Raw genomic sequence first — 23,275 nt, forward strand, 5'->3', positions numbered from 1 at the left:
CGGGCAACCGGACGGGCTGATTCGGCGCGGCCACCGGCTGCTCCGTGTCCTCTTGTCTGCTCCGCAGCGCCCCTTTCGCGGGTGAGCGTACGGAGCAGGACCATGAACAAGCTGGACTCAGTGGCGACCGATGTCGCGACCGTTAAATTGCTGATCGACGGCGCCTTCGTCGAATCCCGATCCACCGAATGGCGCGACGTCGTCAATCCCGCGACGCAGGCGGTCCTGGCGCGTGTGCCGTTCGCGACCGCCGACGAGGTAAACGCTGCGGTCGCCGCGGCCGCGCAGGCGTTCAAGAGCTGGCGCAAGACACCCATCGGCGTACGCGCGCGCATCTTCCTGAAGTACCAGCAGCTGATTCGCGAACATATGGGCGACCTCGCCGCCCTGCTCAGCGCCGAGCAGGGCAAGACGCTTCCCGACGCGGAAGGCGACGTGTTCCGCGGCCTGGAAGTAGTCGAGCACGCTGCCGCCATTGGCAACCTGCAACTGGGCGAACTGGCCAACAACGTCGCCGGCGGCGTCGATACCTTTACCCTGCTGCAGCCGATCGGCGTCTGCGCCGGCATCACGCCATTCAATTTTCCCGCCATGATCCCGCTGTGGATGTTCCCGATGGCGATCGCCACCGGCAATACCTTCGTGTTGAAACCGTCCGAGCAGGATCCGATGGTGACGATGCGGCTGGTGGAACTCGCGCTCGAAGCCGGCATCCCGAAGGGCGTTCTCAACGTGATCCACGGCGGTGAAGACGTGGTCAACGCGATCTGCGATCACGCCGATATCAAGGCCGTCTCCTTCGTCGGTTCCACGCGCGTCGGCACCCACGTGTATCACCGCGCCTCGCAGAGCGGCAAGCGCGTGCAGTGCATGATGGGCGCGAAAAACCACGCTGTCGTGCTACCGGATGCGAACAAGGAACAGACGCTCAACGCCCTCGCTGGTGCGGCCTTCGGCGCGGCAGGCCAACGCTGCATGGCGGCATCGACCGCGGTCCTTGTGGGCGACGCACAGAGCTGGATTCCCGACCTCGTGGCCAAGGCGAAGACGCTGAAGGTGGGCGCGGGCCATACAGCCGGTACCGATGTCGGACCACTGATTTCCTGCGCGGCGCGCGAACGTGTCGAGGCCTTCATCGCCTCGGGTGTCGAGCAGGGTGCCATCCTCGAACTCGACGGCCGCAAACCATCGGTGCCTGGCTTTGAAGAGGGGAACTTCGTCGGGCCGACTATCTTCTCGGGCGTGCGGCCGGGCATGCGCATCTACGACGAAGAGATTTTCGGGCCCGTGCTGGTCATCCTGGCCGTCGACTCGCTCGATGAGGCGATCGATCTGGTCAACGCCAATCCGAACGGCAACGGCACGGCGGTGTTCACCCAGTCCGGCGCCGCCGCGCGACGCTTCCAGGAAGACATCGACGTAGGCCAGGTCGGTATCAACGTACCGATTCCCGTGCCGGTGCCGCTGTTCTCGTTCACCGGCTCGCGCGCGTCGAAGCTGGGCGACCTTGGGCCGTACGGTAAGCAGGTCGTCATGTTCTACACCCAGACCAAGACGGTGACGCAGCGCTGGTTCGACGACGACACACTCCACGTCGGCGTCAACACCACCATCAGTCTCAAGTGATGGCCGCGGTCATGGACATCCCAAGGATTCCACCCCCACAGACCGACCTGAGCGACGATCAACTGGCCTTCCGCGATGCAGCGCAGGCGTTCGCCCTCGCCGAACTCGCGCCGCACGCGGCACGCTGGGATGCCGAGAGTGAATTCCCACGCGAGGCGATCGGCAAGGCGGGCGAGCTCGGCTTCTGCGGCCTTTATGTCGACGAGCGGGCCGGCGGTACGGGCCTGACTCGGCTCGATGCGGCGATCGTGTTCGAGGAACTCGCCGCCATCGATCCGTCGACGGCCGCCTTCATCAGCATCCACAACATGGCCACCTGGATGCTTACCGCCCATGCGACGCCGGCAGTACGTGACAGCTGGGGCCCGCTGCTCGCCAGCGGCTCGAAGCTGGCGTCCTACTGTCTCACCGAGCCGGGTGCGGGCTCGGACGCGGGCGCGCTGAAAACCCGTGCCGAGCGCGATGGCGACACGTACGTGCTTAGTGGCAGCAAGGCGTTCATTTCCGGCGCGGGTGCGACGGACATGCTGGTGGTGATGGCGCGTACGGCCGAGGGTGGTGCACGCGGTATCAGCGCGTTCGCCGTGCCTGCCCACCTGCAGGGCATCGGCTATGGGCGCAACGAAGCAAAGCTCGGCTGGCACAGCCAGCCCACGCGAAGCGTGAGCTTCGACGGTGTGCGCATTCCTGCCGACCATAGGCTGGGTAGCGAGGGTGAGGGATTCAAGATCGCCATGAAGGGACTCGACGGCGGCCGCCTGAATATCGCGGCGTGTTCGCTAGGCGCCGCCCAGGGCGCGCTGGATGCGGCCCGGCGCTACATGGGCGAACGCAAACAGTTCGGCAAGAAGCTCGGCGAGTTCCAGGCCCTGCAGTTCAAGCTGGCCGACATGGCGACACAGCTGGTCGCGGCGCGGCAGATGGTACACACGGCCGCACGCAAGCTCGAGGCCGGCAGCAGCGACGCGACCGTGTGGTGCGCGATGGCCAAGCGCTTCGCCACGGACGCCGGCTTCGCCATCTGCAACGACGCCCTGCAGATCCACGGTGGCTACGGCTATATCCGCGAGTACCCCATCGAACGACTGCTGCGTGACTCCCGCGTGCACCAGATCCTCGAGGGCACCAACGAAATCATGCGCGTTATCATCGCGCGTCACCTGCTCAATACCGAAGAGGAACTGCGATGAGCGACACCGCGACGCGCTATACCGGGCTTACGCTGGAGATCGACGGCCACGTGGCCGTCGTCACGCTCTCAAACGCGCCAGCCAACGCCTGGACTCGCGACAGCCTGGTCGCCCTGCGTACCCTCGTCCACGACCTCGATGCCGACCGCGAGATCTATGCCCTGGTGATCACGGGCGAGGGCGAGAAGTTTTTTTCGGCCGGCGCCGACCTCAAGCAGTTCGCCGACGGCGACAAGGCCGTGGCCCGCGAAGCGGCACGTCGCTTCGGTGAGGCGTTCGAAGCCCTCTCCGCCTTCCGGGGCGTGAGCATCGCGGCGATCAACGGCTATGCCATGGGTGGCGGCCTCGAGTGCGCCCTGGCCTGCGACCTGCGCATCGCCGAGGAGCAGGCGCAGATGGCCTTGCCCGAAGCCGGCGTGGGCCTGCTGCCCTGCGCAGGCGGCACGCAGAACCTGGCTCGCCTGGTCGGCGAAGGTTGGGCCAAACGGATGATCATGCTCGGCGAGCGGGTGGATGCAGCGACCGCGCAGCGCATCGGACTGGTCGAAGACGTGGTACCGAAGGGCGAATCGCGTGCTCGCGCGATCGCCTGGGCACTTCAGGCCGGCAAGCAGAGCCCGACCAGCGTCGCGGCCTGCAAGCGCCTGGTCCAGGCCACGCGCACGCAGAGCCACGCCACGGCGCTGGTCAGCGAGCGCGAAGCCTTCGTCGACCTGTTCGATAGCCAGGACCAGAAAGAAGGTGTGCTGGCCTTTCTCGAGAAGCGCGCGCCGACGTGGAAGAACGCATGAGCGACACGACTCTCCCACCGCCGCCCGAAGCACCGGTGCTGTTCGAGGAACGCGTCGCCGACAACGGCAAGCGCATCGGCATCGCGACACTCAACGCCGCGAAGACGCTCAACGGCCTTTCGCTGGAGATGGCACGACTCCTCGACGAACGGCTGCGCGCATGGGCCAGTGACGACGCCATCGCCATGGTGGTGTTGCAAGGCGCGGGCGAGAAGGCATTCTGCGCGGGCGGCGATCTGCACAGCCTGTATCGGTCCATGCGCGACTACCAGGCAAGCGGCGGCACCGACGTGCGCGACAACGCGTATGCCAGTGACTTCTTTTCGGTCGAGTACCGGCTCGACTACCTGATCCATACCTTCCCGAAACCCGTCCTCTGCTGGGGTCATGGCATCGTCATGGGCGGCGGTATCGGCCTGATGGCAGGCGCGAGCCATCGCGTGCTCACCGAACGCGCGCGACTCGCCTTCCCGGAGATCACCATCGGCCTCTATCCGGACGTGGGCGGGAGCTTCCTGCTTCATCGCGTACCGGCGCACGCGGGTGTCTTCCTCGCACTGACCGGCGCACCACTGAACAGCGGCGACGCCATCCATGCAGGTCTCGCCGATGTGCAGCTTCCGGCAGACCGTCGTGACGATCTCGATGCCGCGCTGTTGCTCGCCGCATGGACGGATGACCGGCACGCGAACGCCGACCTGCTCACGAAGGTGTTGGAGGGCTTCGCGGTGCCGGCTACGCCGGGTCCGCTGCAGGGTCATCGTGGCGCGATCGAGGCCGCCTGTGCCCACGACGATCTCGACACCGTAGTGGCGGCTATCCAGGCCATGCCGGGCGACGATCCCTGGCTGGTCACGGCACGACAGACGCTGGAGGCGGGCGCACCGGGGTCGGCACGACTGGCGTTCGCGCTGCAACAGCGCGTTGCGTCTCTTTCGCTGGCGGACACGTTCCGCCTGGAATATGTCGTTTCCCTGCACTGCGCGGCCCATGGCGATTTCGCCGAAGGCATCCGTGCGTTGCTGATCGACAAGGACCGCACGCCGCGCTGGCGTCCGGCCACCCTGACCGAGGCCACGCAGGCCTGGGTCGAGCCCTTCTTCGTCGAACCCTGGAGCGCGGGCGGACATCCGCTGCGCGACCTGGGTAACGACACCGCACCGAGGACGGAACGATGAGCCGCATCGCTTTCATCGGCCTGGGCAACATGGGCGGCCCGATGGCCGCCAACCTGCTCAAGGCCGGGCACACGCTGCATGTTTTCGATCTTTCCGCCGACGCGGTGGCGCAAGCCGTCACCCACGGCGCCACGGCCGCGAACACGGCGATTGACGCCGTGCAAAATGCGGATGTCGTGATTTCCATGCTGCCGGCGAGCCGCCACGTCGAAGGGCTGTACCTCGGCGACGCCGGGCTACTCCGGCACATCGCCGAAGGCGCACTGGTGATCGACTGCAGCACGATCGCCCCGGCGTCCGCGCAGAAGGTGGCTCGCGCCGCTGGCGAGCGTGGCCTCGCGATGATCGATGCGCCCGTGTCCGGCGGCACGGCCGGGGCGGCAGCCGGCACCCTCACCTTCATCGTCGGCGGTGAGCGCGATGCGCTGGAGCGTGCACGACCGTTGTTGGCCAGCATGGGCAAGAACATCTTCCATGTCGGCGCCAACGGCGCGGGCCAGGTGGCCAAGCTGTGCAACAACATGGCGCTCGGCGTCATCATGGCGGTGACCGGCGAAGCGATCGCACTCGGTACGGCGCATGGTTTGGATCCGGCCGTGCTATCGCAGATGATGGCCGTGAGCACCGCGCGCAGCTGGGCCACCGAAGTCTGCAATCCCTGGCCGGGCGTGCTCGAGAACGCGCCCGCCTCGCGCGGTTACACCGGCGGCTTCGGCAACGACCTCATGCTCAAAGACCTCGGGCTCGCCGCCGAAGCGGCGATGGGTGTGGGCGCATCGATTCCGCTGGGCGAACTCGCACGCAATCTCTATGCGATGAACAGCCAGGCCGGCAACGGCGGCCTTGACTTCTCCAGTGTCGTGAAACTTGTGGCGAAGACGCCTTAGGTGGTGGCGAATGAGCCGATTAGCGGATATATTCGGCTCATTATGTGAGCCGAATAGCTTCTTCATTCGGCTCACCCGGCCCGAGAAAGGCGAGATGACCGACCCCCGATGGATCTGGCAACACGCTGACTGGCCTGCCTTTCACTGGCAGGGAGACCGTGTGCCCGCCCTTTTGCGGGCCTGCCAGTTGGCCCAGGGGCGCCTGCTGGGTGCCGTCGGGTCGGCCGGTGCCGAGGCCGGACTCGAAACAGAGCTGGATGCGCTGCTGCAGAACATCATCACGTCATCGGCCATCGAGGGTGAGCAACTCAACGCGGGCTCGGTGCGCTCGTCGCTGGCACGCCGCCTCGGCATCGAGAGCGACGCGGACGGACGCAGCACGCCGCGCAGCGAAGGCCTGGCCGAACTGATGCTGGACGCGACCCAGCATTACAGGCAACCACTAAATCTCGAACGGCTGTTTCAGTGGCACCACTTGCTGTTCCCTGCCCGGGAGTCACTGCTTCCCGTACGAATCCGCGTAGGAGAACTTCGAGGTGACGAGCCGATGCAGGTCGTCTCCGGTCGCCTCGACAGGCCGACCGTTCACTTCGAAGCGCCGCCACGTGACGGCCTCGAGACGCAGGTCGACGCATTCCTTAGGTGGTTCGAATCCAGCGTGCATACGTCGACACTGGACCCGCTCCTGCGTGCCGCCGTCGCGCATTTCTGGTTCGTCACATTGCATCCCTTCGACGACGGCAACGGGCGCCTGACACGCGCGATCACCGATCTGGCACTGGCCCAGGCCGAACATCAAGCGATCCGCTTTTATACGATGTCGGCCAGCATCCTTGCCGATCGTGCGGGCTACTATCACGTACTCGAGCAATGTCAGAAAGGCGATCTCGACATCACGGCATGGGTGTTGTGGTTCCTGCAGACCCTGCTCGATAGCCTGCAGCAGGCGCTGTTGCGTATCGAGCGCGTGCTCGGCAAGGCGCGCTTCTGGCGCGAGCATGGCGACCACGTGCTATCCGCGGAACAGCGCAAGGTGATCAACCGGCTTCTCGATGGTGGCGAACGAGGCTGCGACGGTGGCATTAACGCCTCGCAATACCAGGCCGTGGCCAAGGTATCGAAGGCCACGGCCACGCGTCACCTGGGCGACCTCATGGACAAGGGTCTCCTGCGCAAACTTCCCGGCGGTGGCCGGAGCACGCGCTATGTCGTCGACTGGCCCACGCAGGCCACACGATGATGGCCCAACATTCCTTAAGAACACCGCGCATGGCTAGCTTCGGATCGGCCGTCCGTCTCTGGCTCGGCATGCTGATCGTCGGCGCCATCGCCCTGCTGGCATCCATCCTGCTGGGCGGAGGCGACTCCACCATCGCGGCGTCGTGGCAGGGGCTGGTCTCGTCGGCCGATACGCCGATGCATTCGATCATCTGGGAGCTGCGCCTTCCACGTTCCATCGCGGCCTACGGCGTGGGTGGCCTGTTGGCGATGTCGGGCTGCCTGATGCAGATCCTGGTGCGCAATCCCTTGGCCGATCCCTACACCCTCGGCCTTTCCGGCGGCGCATCGGTCGGCGCCCTGGGCGCCATGCTGGGAGGGTTGGGGGCGGTACTGACGGCGGCAGGCGCGGCGTCGGGTGCGCTACTCGCCTGCCTGGCCGTGTTCGTGCTCGGCCATCGTGACCTGCTTTCGCGGCAACGTGCGGCACAACGTGAGGACTCGACCGACCTGATCCTGATCGGCGTCATGCTGGCCTCAGGCTTCGGTGCCATCGTCAGCATGATGCTGGTGCTGGCCCCGGATAAGAATCTTCGCGGCATGCTGTTCTGGATGATGGGCGACCTCAGCGGCGTGGCCAACCCGTGGCTGCCCGTGATCAGTCTCCTGTTCGGCGTGCTGTGCGTCGTACCGCTGGGGCGACAGCTGAACCTGCTCGGTCGCGGCGAAGAATCCGCCAGTGCGCTTGGCGTTCGCCCCAATGTCGTGAAGTCCGCCATCTTCGTCATCGCTTCGCTGGCGACCGCCGTGGCCGTGACCACGGCAGGCACGGTGGGTTTCGTCGGTCTGGTGGTGCCGCATGCCTTGCGCCGGGTGATCGGAAACGACCAACGCGTGCTCATTCCCGCGTGCGCGATCGGCGGCGGTATCGTCGTGGTCGTCGCCGACACCGTCTCGCGCATCGTGGCCGATCCCATCCAGCTGCCGGTGGGCGCGGTCATGGCGGTGATCGGTGTCCCGACCTTCATGTTCCTGCTGGTGAAACGCCGATGAGCAGCGTGCTCGCCACCGAAGCGGTCAGCCTCTCCGTACGCGAGCGCCTGCTGGTGCGCGAGTTGACCATGCGCGTCGATCCCGGCCAGGTCTGGTGCGTGCTGGGTCCCAACGGCGCCGGCAAGTCGACCCTCCTGCGCACGCTGGCCGGCTTGCGCGAGCCGGACCAGGGCCGCGTGACCCTGGGTGAGCGCGACATACGATCGTATCGACCCATCGAACTGGCCCGCCTGCGGGGCTTTCTGCCGCAGTCCATCGTCGACGCCTTCAGCCTCACGGTCATGGAAGCGGTCATTGCCGCGCGTCACCCACGCCTGCCGTTCTGGGCATGGGGCGACGAAGACCTCGAGCCCGCGCGGCATGCGCTGCGGACCTTCGAGCTCGACGTCCTCGCCGAACGCGACGTCACCACGCTATCGGGCGGCGAACGGCAACGAGTGAACATCGCCGCGCTGTTCACCCAGGATGTCGACGTGATGCTCCTCGACGAACCCCTGTCGTCGCTGGACCTGCATCACCAGATGAAAACCTTGCACGAGTTGCTGCGGACGGCGGAGCGCGAGAAGAAGTCCGTTGTCTACACCGTGCATGACATCAACCTCGCGTTCCAGCATGCGACGCACGCCGTGCTGCTGGATGGCAGCGGCGGCGCGCTCGCCGGCCTCAAGGACGAGGTGATCACCAGCGAGCATCTTTCTGCTGCTTTTCACCACCCCATCCACGGCGTGACCCTCGACGGCGAGCGGTTCTTCCGCGCCGGACGCCTTAACGGAAGCTCCTCATGATTCGCCGCCTCGCCCTGCTCGCTTTGTTCATCACCGGTGCTGCCAGCGCCGACGTCACGGTGACCGACGATGCGGGTCGCACGGTCACGCTGAAAGCCCCGGCACGACGTATCGTCAGCCTGGCGCCGAACATCACCGACGCCCTCTTCGCGGCGGGCGCCGGCGCGTACGTGGTGGGCACGTCACGTTTCAGCGACTACCCGGCCGACGCGAAGAAGGTGGCCATCGTCGGCGACGCCACGATGATCGACCTGGAACGCATCGTCGGGCTCAAGCCGGACGTCATCGTGGTCTGGCGCAGCGGTACGCCGGCGGCGCAGGTGGAAAAGCTGAGCCGGCTCGGCATTCCCATTTTCTACTCGGAGACGACACGGCTCGCCGATGTCGCGCCCGCCACGCGCCGCTTCGGGACTCTGGCCGGCACGCAGGACGAAGCGAACAGGAACGCCGCCGCGTTCGATGCCTCGCTGGCGAAGCTTCGTGGCGAATACGCGGGCAAGGCGCGACTGAAGGTTTTCTACCAGATATGGGACCGCCCCCTGATGACCATCGGCCACGCGCAGATCATCGATGACGCCCTCGACCTCTGCGGCGGCGACAACGTCTTTGCCGATCTTTCGCAGGCCGCCCCTACCGTCACCCGGGAGGCCGTGCTGGCGCGCAACCCCGATGTCATCGTCAGCGGCGATGGCGGCCACGATGCCCTGGCGAGCTGGCGGCAAAGCGGGTTCCTCAGCGCTGTGAAGCACGACAACGTCTTCACCATCGACGCACCGACGCTAGCCCTGCCCTCGCCCTCGATCCTCGGCAGCGTGGACCTGCTCTGTCACCGGCTGGACGACGCCCGGCGCCGAAGCCAGCGCTGACCCCGGTCGCGGAAGCCCCGCGGCCTTGCGGTCATCGTCACGTCCGCGTTTCTAGAATCCTGCCGACGCGCCATTGCGGACCGGTTCCGATGACCCAGATCACCCCATCCCTGCCCCATGACGATAGCGATCTTTCCTGGCTGAACGGGGGAGGCGAGGCTGGCGCGCTGATTCGTGCGTTCGATTGGACGCACACGCCGTTGGGACCCCTCGGCGCCTGGCCGCAGAGCCTTCGCACCATCACCAGCATGCTGCTGCTATCGCCGATCCCCATCGTGCTGCTTTGGGGTCCCCAGGGCCGTATGATTTACAACGATGCCTACTCCGTCTTCGCCGGCAGCCGGCATCCACAGCTGCTCGGGTCCGAGGTGCGTGAAGGCTGGGCCGAGATCGCGGACTTCAACGATAACGTGATGCGCGTCTGCCTGGCCGGCGGAACCCTGGCGTACAAGGATCAGCAGCTCACGCTCGAGCGACACGGCAAGTCCGAGCCGGTGTTCATGAACCTGGACTACTCGCCTGTCCTTGATGAAAGCGGCACGCCCGGCGGCGTTATCGCTTTCGTCGTGGAGACCACCGATCGCGTCCGCGCAGAAGAAAACGTCCGCGAAGGCGAGCGTCGCTTTCGCGAACATCTCGAGGCGATGGTGGCCGAGCGCACGGTCGCGCTCGAGCGAAGTGAGGCCAACCTGCGCACGATTTTCGAGACGTCGCACCTCTACCAGTATCTACTTTCACCCGACGGCAGCCTGCTCTATGCGAACGCCACCGCACTGGCCGGCATCGAAGCCACACTGGATGACGTGATCGGTCTGCCGTTCTGGCTCACGCCGTGGTTCGACGGCACGCCGGGCATGCCCCAGGCCGTCGAAGCGGCGACGCGACGCGCCAGCGCCGGCCGGAGCGAGGACATGAGCATGGCCTTGAACCTACCGACGGGCGTGCGCTCGTTCGACTTCTCGATGCGTCCCGTGATGAACGAGGCAGGCGATATCGTCGCCATGGTTCCCGAAGCCGTCGAGAAGACAGCCCGCATCCAGGCCGAACAGGCGCTGCTCCAGGTGCAAAAAATGGAGGCGCTCGGCAATCTCACGGGCGGGATCGCGCACGACTTCAACAACCTGCTGATGGCCGTGCAAGGCAGTCTCGAACTGCTGCGTGAGAGCATGCCGGAGCAACCACGGCTGACACGCCTGGTGGCCAATGCCATCGCCGGCGCCGAGCGCGGCAGCGCACTGACACGCCGCATGCTCGCCTTCGCGCGGCGTCAGGACCTGACGACCGAGCGAATCGATCTGCGTCGCCTCGTCGAGGACATGACCGAACTGCTGCGCCGGTCACTCGGACCGACGATCGTCCTGGAGACGTATTTCGGCGCGCGTGTTCCGCCCATCCAGGCGGACGCCAACCAACTGGAGACCGCGCTGCTCAATCTCGCGGTCAACGCGCGCGATGCGATGGACGGTGCGGGTCGGCTCGTTATCGCCACCGACGAAGCCTGGGTGCAGAACGGCCATGCGTCGCTTGCGCCAGGTCGCTATGTTCGCCTTTCCGTCTCCGATTCGGGTGCGGGCATGGACGACGCCATGCTCAAGCGGGCGATCGAACCCTTCTTCACCACCAAGGGCGTCGGCAAGGGAACGGGACTCGGCTTGTCCATGGTGCACGGACTATCCGAGCAACTCGGTGGCGCGCTGATTCTGCGCAGTCGCGTGGACGAAGGCACGACGGCCGAGATCTGGTTGCCTGCGGCTCCGGAACATGCGGGTACCGCGCAAGGCGAACCGCGACACGAACCGGTAATGGCGCGCTGTGCACCCGAATCGACCCTCAGCATCCTCATGGTGGACGACGACGACCTCGTTCGGACCACCACGGTCGACATGCTGGAAGCGCTCGGCTACCAGGTCATCCCCGCGCGATCGGGCTACGAAGCGCTGCAGGTGCTCGAAGCAACATGCGTGGATCTCGTCATCACCGATCACGCGATGCCGCAGATGACCGGCGCCCAGCTCGCCGAGCGCATACGCGAGCGCTGGCCGGACCTGCCGATGATCATGGCGACCGGGTACGCCGACCTTCCCGCCGGTCCCCAGATCGAGATACCGCGCCTGGCCAAGCCGTACTCCCAGGCCACGCTGGCCGACGCCGTGCAACGCGTGGTGTCGCGATCACGCTGAGCGTGCAGGGAAAGCCTCAGGGCTTCCTGGCGGTCGCACCCGGCGGCAAACGATAACGCTGGTTGCTGTAAGCCCAGCTCGGCCAGAGCGCATGTGCCAGCGCCTCCTTCTCCAGCGTGGGATCGACCGGTTGCAGGTCGAGCTTTTCACCGTCGATCAGGTAGTGGTACTGGGTCGCCGGCTGATTCGGGCGCAGCACGATCAGGCGATCGCCTTTGAGATAACCGTAGTTGTCACCGTACTGCATGATCGCGCGGTCAGGGTAGCGCTGGGTCAGGTCGGCGCCGAGCATCGGGTGTTCGCTGCTGATGCCGATGAGCGAGAGCAGGGTGGGCGCGAGGTCGATCTGGCTGACGATGTGATCGTCCTTCTTCACCGGCACGCCGGCGCCGAGGATCAGCGCGGGAATATGGAAATGCGTAACAGGCACGAGGTTGGCGCCGAAAACGCGCGCATCGTGATCGGCGACGATCAGGAACACCGTGTGGTCCCAGTACGGCGACTGCTTAGCGCGCTCGAAGAAGCGGCCGATGGACCAGTCCGCGTAGCGCACCGCGTTCGCATTGCTGGCAGGTTCGCCCTCGGGTTTGATCCGGCCTGCCGGGTATTCCCACGGCGTGTGGTTCGATACCGAGAAGGCCACGGTGAGCGTGGGCTTGTCGCCATCGTCGATCAGCCGCTGGTGCAGCTCGTTGAACATGTCCTCATCCGACGCGCCCCAGGAACCGATGAAGGCCGGCTTGGTCTTGAAGCTCGCGCTGTCGACCACTTCGTTGAAGCCGTTGCCGAAGAAGAACGAACGCATGTTGTCGAAGTGCGCTTCTCCGCCGTAGAGGAAGCGCGTGTGATAGCCGAAGGTATCGAGCAAGGCACCGAGCGTGAAGAAATCGCGCTGGCTGCGCGGCAGCTTCAGCACGGCCTCGGCCGGCGTCGGCAGGAAACCGGTGGTGACCGCTTCCAGGCCACGCGCCGAGCGCGTGCCGGTGGCGTAGGTGCGGGTCAACCACCAGCCTTCGTTGGAAAGTTTGTCCAGCTCGGGCGTGTAGCCATCGCCACCGAGGCTGCCGACGAACTGCGCGCCCAGGCTTTCTTCGAGAATGATGACGAGGTTGAGCGGCTTGCCACCCTGACGCGTCGCCTGCTGGCGATGCAGGCTGGGATAGGTCGCATCCAGCGGCGGACCCTCCAGGCCGGCCGCCTTGCGTACGATCGACTGCATCTCGTCATCGGGAAGCTTGCCGTACACCGCGGAGGCGGACCGCTCGTTACCCAGTGCCAGCGCCGCATTGAGCACGTTGTAGAGCGAGTTCAGCGGCAGCGTGTTGACCATGGCGTCGTTGGTAAAGGCCACCTGCGATGCGTTGAGCGGGCGATGCTGCAACGTGCCGCGACCGGCCAGGAAGAGCACGGCGAAGAGCACGACGGTGGCAACGGGACGCATCCATCCGCGCAACGGTGCGCGATCCGGCCGGCGCGTCGGCAACAGCCGAAAACCCACCCAGCCGATCAGCGCGAAGACGACAAGGCCGGCCGCGACGGACAGCTTGTAGCCGTTCCACAGCATGGAGGCCACTTCGTGCGGGCTGGTCAGGTACTCGAAATACAGGCGATTGGGACGCGTGTCGTATTCGACGATGAACTGGGGCGTGGAGACTTCCAGCAGGACGAAGGCCAGCCACCAGAAGCGCAGCCACCAGGCCGCGATGCGGGTGGGCCACGCGCGGTGTCCCAGCCAGGGCGATAGCAGCGCGGGCAGCGCGACGATCATCGCGATAAGCGAGAGGTCGATGCGCCAACCCCCCGTCAGCACGGGCCAGAGACCACCACCGCCCTGGACACGCGACCATTGCCACACGGACAGGCCGACGCGGGAGAGCGTCAGGAAGACGAGGGCGGCAACGATGAAACGCCAGGTGAGCTTGCGCACGTTGGAGTATCCGGTATCAAGGGGCGGTAAAGACCCGAAGACTTTACACTGTGCGCCCCAGGAACGACTTACGGCAGCCTTTCAGGCGCCGCACGAGGATCGACGATGTTCAGACTGGCCGACGCCAAGCCGATCGCCAACGGCCACATCCGGGAGGTGTACCAGCATCCGGACGACCCCGACCTGCTGATCAAGGTGATCACCAGCGCGTCGATCGAGGAACGCTGGAATCAGGCGCCGTGGTACCGCCGCATCGCGCGAAGCGGTCCTTACAAGGACTTCGTGCGTGAGTTCAAGGAATACGTCACCAGCATCTACGTCGGTGCTTACGCCACGTCGCCACTCGCGCGCATCGTCGGCCTTGAGATGACCGATATCGGCATGGGTCAGATCGTCGAGAAAGTGCGCCGTCCCGATGGCCAGCTCGCGCCGACCCTGCATGCCTGGGTGCAGGCCGAGGGTTTCAGCGAGAAAACCCGGCTGGAACTCGAGGAGTTCTACGCCCGACTGCTCAGCCACAACGTAATTGCTGCCGATCTGCACGCATGGAACGTCGTGTACGGCGAGGACTCGCGCGGCGGCCCCCGGTTGGTGATGATCGACGGCTTTGGCGAGAAGAACATCGTGCCGCACTGCTCGATGAACCGGGCGCATAACGCCTCGCGCACGAAGAAGAAGTACGAGCGGATGCTGAAGCGGACGATGGCAGAGGCGCCGAAGCGCTAGAGCATCGCCGATGAATCGGCTCCTACCGAGCGGGGATCGCGTTGCCCGGCAACGCCGCCGGCACACACCCCACCCGACTCCCATCACCCGGCAGCAACGCCGAGCGCACGCGGTTGGCAATGCCCATATCGACCACCTTCTCGCGGATCACGCAGCTGTCCAGTGCGTCCTCGTTGAGCAGGATCCAGCGGTGGGCTGGATCGGCACGCTGCCAGGCACGGGCGTCGGCCATCTGTAGGGCGGCGTCGCGGACGAAGCCGAATTCGACCACCGGGCGTCGTGCCTGGTAGAGCACTTCCTCGCGCCACGAGACCAGCGCGAGCTGGCCCTCGGGGCCGATCCGCGCGTCGGCCTCGCTCATCAGCTGCGCGGCGGACTGGTTGGCATTGAGCAACGGGTAGGTCATGACAGGCCAGACCATCCATGCGAGGCCGGTGCCGAGCATGAGCGCGAGGACGCCGCGGCGCGGACGGCACACCGCGGCCGCCACCAGGAAGGCGATCCCGGCAGCGATGACGCACCACCACAGCGCCTGACCGTTATCGGGCAGTTCGTAGCCGGCGGCAATACGGCGTGCCGCTTTCGGCGCGGCCGTCCAGGCCCAGGTGCCCACGCCGATGAAGACCGCGCCGGTGACCAGGGTGATCGCGAAGGCCAGCCTCGGCATCCAGCGCGTTTTCAGCAGATCGCCCATGTAGGGCGCCATGGCCAGCGCCAGCATGGGCAAACCCGGCACGATGTAGATCGCGCGCTTGCCGCTAGGGACGGAAAAGAACACCAGGATCAGCACGAACCACGCCAGCGGCATCCACACGCGTGGTTCGCGCAGGCGAAGCGCCTCGCGCCAGCGCGGGACGAGAAACGGAATCAACAGCCAGGTGGGCAGCCACAGGCGCAGGATCACGAGCAGGAAGAACCACGGGTCTTCCTCGTGCATCCATGAATTGGCATAGCGGTCGGCGGTCTGGTGAAACAGGATGTCCTGCACGTACGCCAGGTATTCGGGAGTACGCAAGCCGTACGCGGTGATCAGCATCGGCGCCAGCCAAAGGGCGATCGCCAGCAGGAAGGCCAAGGCACCACCGGCCCAGCGCCAGCCGTCGCCCTGGGTGCAGGTGAGGCCGGGCCACTGGCGCGCGCGCATCACGGCATAGGGGATCAGCATGAGCAAGGCGATGACGCCCACGCCCTTGGTGATCACGCCCAGGCCCGCCGCGAAGCAGCCGAGCCAGTACATCTTCCAGTCGGGGCCACGCAGGCAATGCAGCAGCAGGCCAGCGTTGGCCAGGGTGATCCAGAACAGCGAAAGGGGGTCGATCTGGCCGTGCTTGACCATGTCGACGAAGGCCATCGTCGCCAGGACGATCGCCGCCGCGTACAGACCGACCCGCGGATGCCACAGCCGCCGGCCGAGATGGGCGACCAAGGCCAGCGTGCCCAGCCCGGAGAACAGCGAGGTCAGCAGGAAGGCGCCGCGCCAGCCGCCCGTGAGCCACATCCAGACCGCTTCGGTCCACATGAGCATGGGCGGCTTGTCGGCGTAGAGTTCCATGCCGCGGTGGGGAAACAGCCACTGGCCGGATTCGAGCATCTGCCGGGCGACGAGCGCGAAGCGCGGTTCGTCCGGCGGCCAGGGGTCACGCATGCCGATACCGGCCGCGAGCACCACGAGGGCGAAGAGCATGAACCAGCCGAACTCGCGGCGAAGGGATCGTTCGTCGGTGGAAATCATTGAATTACGAGGGAAAGCCAGGTCGGACGCCATGCTAGCGGCCGCGGCTGACAACTCCCTTACACGGGACTGAAGGCCAATCGACCGTTCTCCATTTCAATTTTCCGGCACTGGGACGTCTAGGGTGTTCGCCGGTGCGGAAATCGGCGCTCGTTCTGCCCGTACGGGCGTCGATTTCCCACCGTGCGAACCTATAGTGAATTCCTTCCAGCCCCATGAACGCGGTCAGACACACCATGGATCCCTCCGAGGCGGCGGGCACGCCAGCGGGCGGTAAACGTGCCGCGCAGGTGGTTGCCCTCTTCCGTGAACACAACGCGGCGCTCGTGGCGTTTCTTCGGGCACGCCTGAATTCGCTGGCCGATGCCCAAGAGGTAGCGCAGGAGGTTTATCTGAAACTGCTCTCGCTCGACGAGGCAACCCGGATCGACTCGCCCCGCGCCTTCCTGTTCCGTGCCGCCGCCAACCTCGCCGTGGATCGACTGCGCATGCGCAACGTACGCGCCCTGGCGCCGGCCGATCCGGACAGCGATGACTGGCACGTCACCCCGATTCCCGAACAGCACGCCTCGGCAGTCGAACAATGGCAGGGCTTGCGCCAGTCCCTGGACGAGCTGCCACCCAAGACCAGCCGGGCCTTCGTCATGCATGTGGTCGACGGACGCGACTTCGCCACGATCGCCCGGGACATGAAACTGAGTGAGCGCATGGTCCGTTACCACGTGGCCAACGCCCTTGCGCACTGCCGCGAACGCCGCGATCGCGCGGAGAACCCCCAATGAGCAGCACATCCTTCGGCCATCGTCATATCGAGAACACCGCCGCGGACTGGTGGTCACGCCTGCGCGACCCCGCGCTGCCCGAACAGGCCATGCTGCAGTGGAGCGAATGGCTCGAAGCGGACGCGCGTCATGCGGCGGCCTTCGATCGGGCCTGTGCCCTGGCCGAGGCTGCCGCGGCCATGGATGGCTCCACGCGTGAGGCCTTCGTGGCGCGCTACGCGCCGCTGTCCGTGCGCCGGTCGCCACCGCGGCTCGCCCTCGGGCTGGCCGCTGGCGTGGCCCTGGTCATGCTCGGCGCGGGCCTGTTCCTGGCCTTGCGCCACTCGGGTCCGGAATCCCCGCGACAGTACGCCAGCGAGCGGGCGGGCCACCGCGATGTCGCCCTGCCCGACGGCTCGAGCATTGAGCTGGGCGGCGCGACATCGATCACCGCGAGGTACGGTCGCGACGAACGTGCCGTCGATCTCGAAACCGGCGAAGCCTTTTTCCGCGTCGCGCACGCCGAGCGCCCCTTCGTCGTGACGGCCGGCCCCCTGCGCATCCGCGACCTGGGTACCGCGTTCAACGTCCGTCGGACGGGCAACCGGGTCACCGTCGCCGTGACCGAGGGCCGCGTGCGCGTGTCTCCGTCCGCCACTGACGGTGATGCCGCCACCGTGGAACTCGGTGCCGGCCGCGAAGTCTCATTCGACCCCGAGACCCAGGCCATGCGCATCCTCGACGTGACGCCGGCCTCGGCGACGGCGTGGCGCAGCCATCGACTGGAGTTCGTCAATGAGCCGCTGGCCTCGGTCGTGGAGAACGTGAATCGCTACAGCGCACGTCCGATCCGACTGGCCGACGCCGACCTGGGACGGCTGACGTTTACCGGCACTGTCGAGGTCGATACCATCGACAGCTGGGTGTCCGCCTTGCCACGGGTCTTCCCGGTCCGTGTAGACAGTTACACCGACCGGCTGGAGCTGGCTCGCCAGACATCGATGACGCGGAGTCAGAAGCCGCGCTGAAATTCATCCTTTGGGACGGCAGATCTTGCAGTACTCGCTTCGCGGGCGCCGGCGCGCACTCACCGGCGCTCTCGCGCTTGCGTGGGCGGTGCATGTCGCCTGCGCCGCGGACGCTCCCGCCGAAGGATCGACGAACACCGTCGTCCCCTTCGACATTGCCCCGCAGCCGCTTGCGACCGCGCTGCTGGCCTGGGGCAAGCAAAGCAATGTGCAGGTCCTGACCGCCTCGGGGACGATCGCCAACTGGCGGTCGTCCGGCGCCAGTGGCGTGCTCACGCCGAACGCGGCACTGGATGAACTGCTCGCCGGTACCGACCTCGAGAGGGAGGCGTACGACGCGCGTACGGTGGTCGTGCGCCAGCGGCAGAAGGCCGGGAACGCGACACCGCTGCCGCTCGATCGCTCCATCGCCTTCGATCCAGGCAGCGTCGTGCCGCTCGCCACCGTGGACGTCCAGGGCCTGATCCAGGACACCGGCTTCAAAGCCGACACGACCCGCACGGTGACGCGCACCGACGCGCGCCTGACCGACGTTCCGCAGTCGGTCACGGTCGTCACCCGTGATGTGATCGAAGCACAGCAGGCCCTGGATATCGGCGACGTCGCACGCTACGTCGCGGGCGTGCAATACGTGGACGGCTACGGGGGGTCGCCGCTGTTCCTGATTCGCGGCTTCGATGCCGGGCACGGCATGACCGACGGCATGCCCAACGGCATCGCCCGCACGGAAGACCTGCCCCCCTTGATCGGCATTGAACGGGTGGAGGTGCTCCGCGGCCCCGAGGCGATCCTCGGCGACGCCTCGCAGAACAACAACTTCGGCGGCTCGATCAATGTGGTGATGAAGCGCCCGCAAGCCGAGACCGTGCACACGGTCGACTACTCGGTCGGCAAGTACGACGGTGCGCGGCTCGGTGTCGATCTGGCCGGCGCCGCCTCGAAAGACGGATCGTTTACCTACCGCGTTGTCGCCTCGGGGCAGCGTGGTGAAAAAACGCCGCAAGGCGACGGTGGCGGACGCGGCGCTTATGTCGCCCCCTCGTTGGCCTGGCAGGGTGATCGCACGCGTGTGATGGGCGGCGTGGAATTCGTCGACAACCGCGTGCCTGGTCCGGAACACACGGTGCTGCTCGGTCCGTCGCTGTCCACGGCATCGCCGACGCGCTCGGTGCCCGGCAGCCCTGGCGATATCTCGACCTACCGGACGGTGCGCGGCGTGTTCGAGGTCGATCACGACTTCGCCGACGACTGGGCATGGCACAGCCGTGGGCAGTACGTGCGCCAGCACAGCAACGGCAGCAGCTGGTCGTATCTTTCGTCGACGCCGTTCGCCGCCTTCGGTAGCGGATCATCGGCCGTGGCGCGGACCTTCCGCTACTCCGGCACGTACTGGACCTGGCAGAACGACCTCACGCGTACCTTCCGCACGGGCGATGTCACCCACACCGTGCTGGTCGGCGTGGACCTCGCCCGGACCCACGCCGGCGACAGCGGCGGCGGCAGCATCACCGAGGGTAGTTCGGTCGACGAGGCCGACCGCAGTGCCGTGATCGTCACGCGCCCGCTGGCTTACGACCTGCGCACCGGTAGCACCGTATCGGCGAAGTACAACGCCCTTATTGCGCCGGTGAGCACCACCGTGCAAACCCTGGGCGGCTCCTGGCAGACGAATTCAGGCGTTTACCTCCAGGACCAGATCGCTCTGGGCGATCGCTGGAACATTCTCGCCGCCGTGCGCCGCACCCGTTACGAGCTCGATACCCGATGGTCCGACGGTTCACCGCGAAAGGTCCGTAAGGAGCGGTGGGTGCCCAAGCTCGGCGTGGTCTACAAGCTGACGCACGACGTGTCGCTCTATGCGGATTCCTCCACCGGCTTCCAGCCCGATCCGGCGCTCGGCAAGGATGGCCAGCCCTTGCCGGTCGCGACGTCGCGCCAGCTGGAAGTGGGTACGAAGGTCGACCTCTTCGACCAGCGCGCACGCCTGACCGTGGCGGCCTATCGCATCCGCGTCGACCACAGCGTGGACCTGGTATCGCCGGAGCCACCCTTCTTCGCCACGCCGGGTCCCGGACAGACCAATCGCGGCCTCGAGGTCGAGTTCACCGGGCGCGTGGCGCCCGGTCTCGATCTTCTCGCCAGCCTGACCGAGTCGCGCATCCGCAACCACGACGACACCCGCCCCACCGGCGCACCCAAACACCAGGCGGCGACGTGGGCCAGTTATCGCTTCGGCGAGAGCTCGCTGAAACCCTGGGGCGTCGCCGCCGGCATCGTCGCGCGCAGCCGCAGCGAGGGCCGCACGACGAACGATGGCCAATATTTCGGTATCCCTGGCCAGGCGAGCGTCGAGACCAACGTATCGCGATACGGCGAGAACTGGCGCGTCACCCTCGGCGTAAAGAATCTCTTCTCGCGCACCCTGTACGCAGTGAATTTCGACGAGACCTTCGTCCCCATACGACAAGGTCGCGTGGTCCTGCTCACCGGCACCTACGACTTCTAGGCCGCCGCGCGCGCAAACGACTTCAACGTCACTTCGCAGGCTTCGCGCCGGAAGGCATCGCTTTCCGCACGTCCGCTGGAGACGCCAAGGCAGGGAATCTCATAGCAGCCACCCTCTCCTGGCGTGCCGCCGTGGCGACGCCAGAACCGGTCGTACGACGCCGCGGTGACGCCGGCACGACGGTCGAGCGGATGCGCCCCCCGCGATACGCCGCGCACCCGGTCGATGCCGTAATAGGTCGCCAGCGCCCGGACCACGGCCAACAGCAGGTCACGCGGGCGCAGCCCGGCCGTGGCACGCGTGAAGCGCGCAATGGCACCGCGGCCCAGGTACGCCCACGACCCGCGCATCGCACCCACGATGACGCCCTCGACACCACCGAACGTGATGGCGCAAGACGAGATCACTTCCTTGTCCGCATTGAGCAGGTACAAGCCCATCTCGCCGGTGGCTTCGCTCTCCGGCGCGCGCGCATGCAGATACGCCATCTCACCGCCGCCGAGGGGAAGCGTGGCGAGACGGACGTCGTGGCCTCTGAGCAGGCGATTGCGCAGGCGCTCGGGAAACTCGCGGGCGATGAAGCGGTAGTGCGACTCGACGACCCGCGCCCGCATGGGCAGGTCGAACTTGCGGGAGATGTAATGGCTCTGCCAGCGTTCGTAGACCCGGGGATTCATCTCCGCCGCATCGCGCATGGCTCGCGACGCACCCACCAGGCCAAGCCAGGTGGCCTGACGACGGAAAGCGACCAGGCTGCGCAGCAGGTAGGGCAGCCGGCGTTCCCGAACCGCCCCTTGTCGTCGCAGCGTGGCGCGGCGACGGGCGTGATCGAGAAGAAGCGCCAGCGAACCTCGTGCCGGCCGGGCGGGTGCCCAGCCAAGCTTGGCGTCGGAGACCGTAATGGGATCGGGGTAATGCGGATGCATACCCTTAAGACGTTCGGCGCCCGGGAAATTGAAATCGGTCAGGCCGGCTCCATGGTAGAAGCCGATTTATCGACGATGGGTGCTCGCGACACGGTCAGGAATCGCCGATAAATCGGCTCCTACCGTGGAGCGCTCGCCATCCGGGAGGTTTTCCAGACTACCCAGGCGCCGACCAGGGTCAGCAGGGCCAGCGCATACCAGGTGATGGCGTAGCTCAGGTGGTTGTCCGGGAACGCGATCACCGTCAGTCCACCCACCGGACCGTCGTTGCCCTCGCCACGGCCGGGCGACGAGGCCGCGTCAGCATCGACGAAATAGGGAGCGACCTCGGTCAGACCTTTCGCCGCTGCGATCGCGACGACGTCGCGGGAGAACCAGCGATCGCTAGCCGGATCGTTCTTCTGCAGGAAGGCACCCTTCGGCTCGGTGATCCGCAACAGGCCCGACACCGTCGCCGGCCCGGAAGGGCCCGCCGTGCAGTCCGCCTTGCCAGCGCACCAGGTGGGCGAGACGAAGCCACGATTCACGATCACGATATCGCCCGAGGGCAGGCGCAAGGGCGTCAGCAACCAGGAGCCCATGCCGAGCTCGGTGCTCGCACGGACGCGGACGCTCTTGTCCGGCAGGAAGCTACCGCTGAGTTTCACGCGGCGGTATTCGTCGTTCGCTGCACTCACCTGCGGCCACTGGCCACGACCGGGCGCGTCCACGGGCGCGGCATGCACGCGAGCGTCCACGCGAGCGATGAGGTCGTGCTTCCACGCGCGCCGGTGGACCTGCCACGTACCGAGCGCAACGAAACCCGCAAAGACCACCGCGCCCAACACGGCGAGCAGGCCCAGAACGAAGACGCCGCGCGGTGAGCGCGGCGTCCTTGTCTCGTTTGACACGTCCACGCTCAAGGCAGGTTCTTGACCTGCTGCTCGGTCATGTCGTGGGACATGCCCGGCATCATGTTCGAGTTGAGGTGGAACATGACCCAGATGGAACCGGTGAGTGTGATCACCACCAGGATCAGCGTGAACATCAGCGCCAGCATGTTCCAGCCACCCTGCGACTTCGTATCCATGTGCAGGAAGTAGATCATGTGGACCACGATCTGGATCGCCGCGAAGGTGAGGATCACGATCGCCAGCGTCTGCGGGTTCGGGATGACCTTGCCCATGACGAGCCAGAACGGGATCGCCGTCAGCACCACGGCGAGGAAGAACCCCATCATGTAGCCCTTCAGCGTGCTGTGGCTGACTTCTTCTTCACCGTGACCATGGTCGTCGTGGTGGTCGTGCGATTCGATGTGCGCGCTCACGGCAGCACTCCCATCAGGTAAACAAAGGTGAACACGCCGATCCAGACCACGTCGAGGAAGTGCCAGAACATGGACAGGCACATGATGCGGCGCTTGTTCGCCGGGGTCAGGCCGAAGCGACCCACCTGCACCAGCAAGGTGATCAGCCAGATGATGCCGAAGGTCACGTGCAGGCCGTGGGTGCCGACCAGGGTGAAGAACGACGACAGGAAGGCGCTGCGCTGCGGGCCCGCGCCCTCATGGATGAGGTTGGCGAACTCGTACAGCTCGATGCCGAGGAAGGTGGCGCCGAACAGGCCGGTGATGATCAACCAGGCCATCATCGTGCCGCGGCGGTTCTTCTGCATCTCCAGCACGGCGAAGCCGTAGGTGATCGAAGACAGCAGCAGCATCGTGGTGTTGATGGCCACCAGCGGCAGTTCGAACAGGTCGGCCCCCGAAGGACCGCCCGCGTAGCTGCGGCCGAGGACACCATAGGTGGCGAACAGGCAGGCAAAGATGAGGCAGTCGCTCATCAGGTAGATCCAGAACCCGAGTAACGTGCCGTTCTCCGGGTGGTGGTCTTCCTTCATCCAGAACTGAAGGTCCT

General features: G+C 66.2%; 20 protein-coding genes. 14 read left to right on the forward strand and 6 right to left on the reverse strand.

The annotated features are described in order from the left end of the window. Window positions 1-102: 102 nt before the first annotated feature. The 10 genes from AC1DYM_RS08355 (at window position 103) to AC1DYM_RS08400 (ending at window position 11,774) form a co-directional block, all read left to right on the forward strand. Window positions 103-1,626, forward strand: a complete 1,524-nt coding sequence (locus AC1DYM_RS08355) for a CoA-acylating methylmalonate-semialdehyde dehydrogenase (RefSeq protein ID WP_477337515.1) — start codon at window positions 103-105, stop codon at window positions 1,624-1,626. 11 nt (window positions 1,627-1,637) lie between these two features. After that, window positions 1,638-2,816: an acyl-CoA dehydrogenase family protein gene (locus AC1DYM_RS08360; RefSeq protein ID WP_477337516.1), complete on the forward strand. Its 1,179-nt coding sequence runs from the start codon at window positions 1,638-1,640 to the stop codon at window positions 2,814-2,816. Further along, a complete protein-coding gene (locus AC1DYM_RS08365; RefSeq protein WP_477337517.1) occupies window positions 2,813-3,607 on the forward strand; it encodes an enoyl-CoA hydratase in 795 nt (264 codons plus the stop codon). The genes AC1DYM_RS08360 and AC1DYM_RS08365 overlap by 4 nt, the downstream gene beginning before the upstream one ends. Continuing rightward, on the forward strand, window positions 3,604-4,785 hold the full coding sequence (locus AC1DYM_RS08370) for an enoyl-CoA hydratase/isomerase family protein (protein WP_477337518.1): 1,182 nt from the start codon (window positions 3,604-3,606) through the stop codon (window positions 4,783-4,785). The genes AC1DYM_RS08365 and AC1DYM_RS08370 overlap by 4 nt, the downstream gene beginning before the upstream one ends. Further along, complete coding sequence (mmsB, locus tag AC1DYM_RS08375; protein WP_477337519.1) at window positions 4,782-5,672, forward strand: 3-hydroxyisobutyrate dehydrogenase; 891 nt, start codon at window positions 4,782-4,784, stop codon at window positions 5,670-5,672. The genes AC1DYM_RS08370 and mmsB overlap by 4 nt, the downstream gene beginning before the upstream one ends. Before the next feature lie 94 nt (window positions 5,673-5,766). Next, complete coding sequence (locus tag AC1DYM_RS08380; RefSeq protein ID WP_477337520.1) at window positions 5,767-6,912, forward strand: Fic family protein; 1,146 nt, start codon at window positions 5,767-5,769, stop codon at window positions 6,910-6,912. A 29-nt stretch (window positions 6,913-6,941) separates the two neighbouring features. Then, a complete protein-coding gene (locus tag AC1DYM_RS08385; RefSeq protein ID WP_477337521.1) occupies window positions 6,942-7,943 on the forward strand; it encodes a FecCD family ABC transporter permease in 1,002 nt (333 codons plus the stop codon). Continuing rightward, on the forward strand, window positions 7,940-8,728 hold the full coding sequence (locus tag AC1DYM_RS08390) for an ABC transporter ATP-binding protein (protein WP_477337522.1): 789 nt from the start codon (window positions 7,940-7,942) through the stop codon (window positions 8,726-8,728). Before AC1DYM_RS08385 ends, AC1DYM_RS08390 begins: the two co-directional genes overlap by 4 nt. Then, window positions 8,725-9,594 (forward strand): cobalamin-binding protein, encoded by an 870-nt coding sequence (locus AC1DYM_RS08395; RefSeq protein ID WP_477337523.1) that lies wholly within the window; start codon window positions 8,725-8,727, stop codon window positions 9,592-9,594. The genes AC1DYM_RS08390 and AC1DYM_RS08395 overlap by 4 nt, the downstream gene beginning before the upstream one ends. An 89-nt stretch (window positions 9,595-9,683) precedes the next feature. After that, on the forward strand, window positions 9,684-11,774 hold the full coding sequence (locus AC1DYM_RS08400; protein WP_477337524.1) for a hybrid sensor histidine kinase/response regulator: 2,091 nt from the start codon (window positions 9,684-9,686) through the stop codon (window positions 11,772-11,774). A gap of 16 nt (window positions 11,775-11,790) precedes the next feature. On the opposite strand, the gene AC1DYM_RS08405 is transcribed toward AC1DYM_RS08400, so the two are convergent. Next, the gene (locus tag AC1DYM_RS08405) at window positions 11,791-13,701 is read right to left on the reverse strand and encodes an LTA synthase family protein (protein WP_477337525.1); all 1,911 of its coding nucleotides are present in this window, start codon (window positions 13,699-13,701) and stop codon (window positions 11,791-11,793) included. Between the two features lie 105 nt (window positions 13,702-13,806). Between AC1DYM_RS08405 and AC1DYM_RS08410 the strand changes: the two genes are divergently transcribed. Next, window positions 13,807-14,427 carry a YrbL family protein gene (locus AC1DYM_RS08410; protein WP_046965713.1) on the forward strand — a complete coding sequence of 207 codons (621 nt, stop codon included), beginning with the start codon at window positions 13,807-13,809 and terminating at the stop codon, window positions 14,425-14,427. Between the two features lie 22 nt (window positions 14,428-14,449). Here the strand turns inward: AC1DYM_RS08410 and AC1DYM_RS08415 are convergent, their stop codons facing one another. Further along, the gene (locus AC1DYM_RS08415) at window positions 14,450-16,159 is read right to left on the reverse strand and encodes an ArnT family glycosyltransferase (protein ID WP_477337526.1); all 1,710 of its coding nucleotides are present in this window, start codon (window positions 16,157-16,159) and stop codon (window positions 14,450-14,452) included. A 236-nt stretch (window positions 16,160-16,395) separates the two neighbouring features. On the opposite strand from AC1DYM_RS08415, the gene AC1DYM_RS08420 reads away from it, so the two are divergent. The 3 genes from AC1DYM_RS08420 to AC1DYM_RS08430 are packed head-to-tail and all read left to right on the forward strand — an operon-like array spanning window position 16,396 to window position 20,454. Beyond that, window positions 16,396-16,941, forward strand: a complete 546-nt coding sequence (locus AC1DYM_RS08420; RefSeq protein ID WP_477337527.1) for an RNA polymerase sigma factor — start codon at window positions 16,396-16,398, stop codon at window positions 16,939-16,941. Continuing rightward, window positions 16,938-17,948: a FecR family protein gene (locus tag AC1DYM_RS08425; RefSeq protein ID WP_477337528.1), complete on the forward strand. Its 1,011-nt coding sequence runs from the start codon at window positions 16,938-16,940 to the stop codon at window positions 17,946-17,948. Before AC1DYM_RS08420 ends, AC1DYM_RS08425 begins: the two co-directional genes overlap by 4 nt. 25 nt (window positions 17,949-17,973) lie before the next feature. Beyond that, complete coding sequence (locus tag AC1DYM_RS08430; RefSeq protein WP_477337529.1) at window positions 17,974-20,454, forward strand: TonB-dependent siderophore receptor; 2,481 nt, start codon at window positions 17,974-17,976, stop codon at window positions 20,452-20,454. Here the strand turns inward: AC1DYM_RS08430 and AC1DYM_RS08435 are convergent. The 4 genes from AC1DYM_RS08435 to cyoC all read right to left on the reverse strand — a co-directional run bounded on the left by AC1DYM_RS08435 (window position 20,451) and on the right by cyoC (window position 23,258). Beyond that, window positions 20,451-21,380, reverse strand: a complete 930-nt coding sequence (locus tag AC1DYM_RS08435) for a DUF535 family protein (RefSeq protein ID WP_477337530.1) — start codon at window positions 21,378-21,380, stop codon at window positions 20,451-20,453. The genes AC1DYM_RS08430 and AC1DYM_RS08435 overlap by 4 nt on opposite strands. A 119-nt stretch (window positions 21,381-21,499) precedes the next feature. After that, the gene (locus tag AC1DYM_RS08440) at window positions 21,500-22,270 is read right to left on the reverse strand and encodes an SURF1 family protein (protein ID WP_477337531.1); all 771 of its coding nucleotides are present in this window, start codon (window positions 22,268-22,270) and stop codon (window positions 21,500-21,502) included. Window positions 22,271-22,278: 8 nt separating this feature from the next. Next, window positions 22,279-22,686 carry a cytochrome o ubiquinol oxidase subunit IV gene (gene cyoD / locus AC1DYM_RS08445; RefSeq protein WP_046965717.1) on the reverse strand — a complete coding sequence of 136 codons (408 nt, stop codon included), beginning with the start codon at window positions 22,684-22,686 and terminating at the stop codon, window positions 22,279-22,281. Continuing rightward, window positions 22,683-23,258 (reverse strand): cytochrome o ubiquinol oxidase subunit III, encoded by a 576-nt coding sequence (gene cyoC / locus AC1DYM_RS08450; RefSeq protein ID WP_425476856.1) that lies wholly within the window; start codon window positions 23,256-23,258, stop codon window positions 22,683-22,685. The genes cyoD and cyoC overlap by 4 nt, the downstream gene beginning before the upstream one ends. Window positions 23,259-23,275 lie beyond the last annotated feature (17 nt).

The organism is Luteibacter sp. P1_D3 (assembly GCF_056406135.1).

What these genes read in the sequence shown, in the direction of transcription:
- AC1DYM_RS08400 (WP_477337524.1), top strand. Translation starts at nt 9,684, where the DNA reads ATGACCCAGATCACCCCATCCCTGCCCCATGACGATAGCGATCTTTCC.
- AC1DYM_RS08420 (WP_477337527.1), top strand. Translation starts at nt 16,396, where the DNA reads ATGGATCCCTCCGAGGCGGCGGGCACGCCAGCGGGCGGTAAACGTGCC.
- AC1DYM_RS08425 (WP_477337528.1), top strand. Translation starts at nt 16,938, where the DNA reads ATGAGCAGCACATCCTTCGGCCATCGTCATATCGAGAACACCGCCGCG.
- AC1DYM_RS08360 (WP_477337516.1), top strand. Translation starts at nt 1,638, where the DNA reads ATGGACATCCCAAGGATTCCACCCCCACAGACCGACCTGAGCGACGAT.
- AC1DYM_RS08395 (WP_477337523.1), top strand. Translation starts at nt 8,725, where the DNA reads ATGATTCGCCGCCTCGCCCTGCTCGCTTTGTTCATCACCGGTGCTGCC.
- mmsB (WP_477337519.1), top strand. Translation starts at nt 4,782, where the DNA reads ATGAGCCGCATCGCTTTCATCGGCCTGGGCAACATGGGCGGCCCGATG.
- AC1DYM_RS08370 (WP_477337518.1), top strand. Translation starts at nt 3,604, where the DNA reads ATGAGCGACACGACTCTCCCACCGCCGCCCGAAGCACCGGTGCTGTTC.
- AC1DYM_RS08355 (WP_477337515.1), top strand. Translation starts at nt 103, where the DNA reads ATGAACAAGCTGGACTCAGTGGCGACCGATGTCGCGACCGTTAAATTG.
- AC1DYM_RS08390 (WP_477337522.1), top strand. Translation starts at nt 7,940, where the DNA reads ATGAGCAGCGTGCTCGCCACCGAAGCGGTCAGCCTCTCCGTACGCGAG.
- AC1DYM_RS08365 (WP_477337517.1), top strand. Translation starts at nt 2,813, where the DNA reads ATGAGCGACACCGCGACGCGCTATACCGGGCTTACGCTGGAGATCGAC.
- AC1DYM_RS08435 (WP_477337530.1), bottom strand. Translation starts at nt 21,380, where the DNA reads ATGCATCCGCATTACCCCGATCCCATTACGGTCTCCGACGCCAAGCTT.
- AC1DYM_RS08415 (WP_477337526.1), bottom strand. Translation starts at nt 16,159, where the DNA reads ATGATTTCCACCGACGAACGATCCCTTCGCCGCGAGTTCGGCTGGTTC.
- cyoC (WP_425476856.1), bottom strand. Translation starts at nt 23,258, where the DNA reads ATGAAGGAAGACCACCACCCGGAGAACGGCACGTTACTCGGGTTCTGG.
- AC1DYM_RS08385 (WP_477337521.1), top strand. Translation starts at nt 6,942, where the DNA reads ATGGCTAGCTTCGGATCGGCCGTCCGTCTCTGGCTCGGCATGCTGATC.
- AC1DYM_RS08410 (WP_046965713.1), top strand. Translation starts at nt 13,807, where the DNA reads ATGTTCAGACTGGCCGACGCCAAGCCGATCGCCAACGGCCACATCCGG.
- AC1DYM_RS08380 (WP_477337520.1), top strand. Translation starts at nt 5,767, where the DNA reads ATGACCGACCCCCGATGGATCTGGCAACACGCTGACTGGCCTGCCTTT.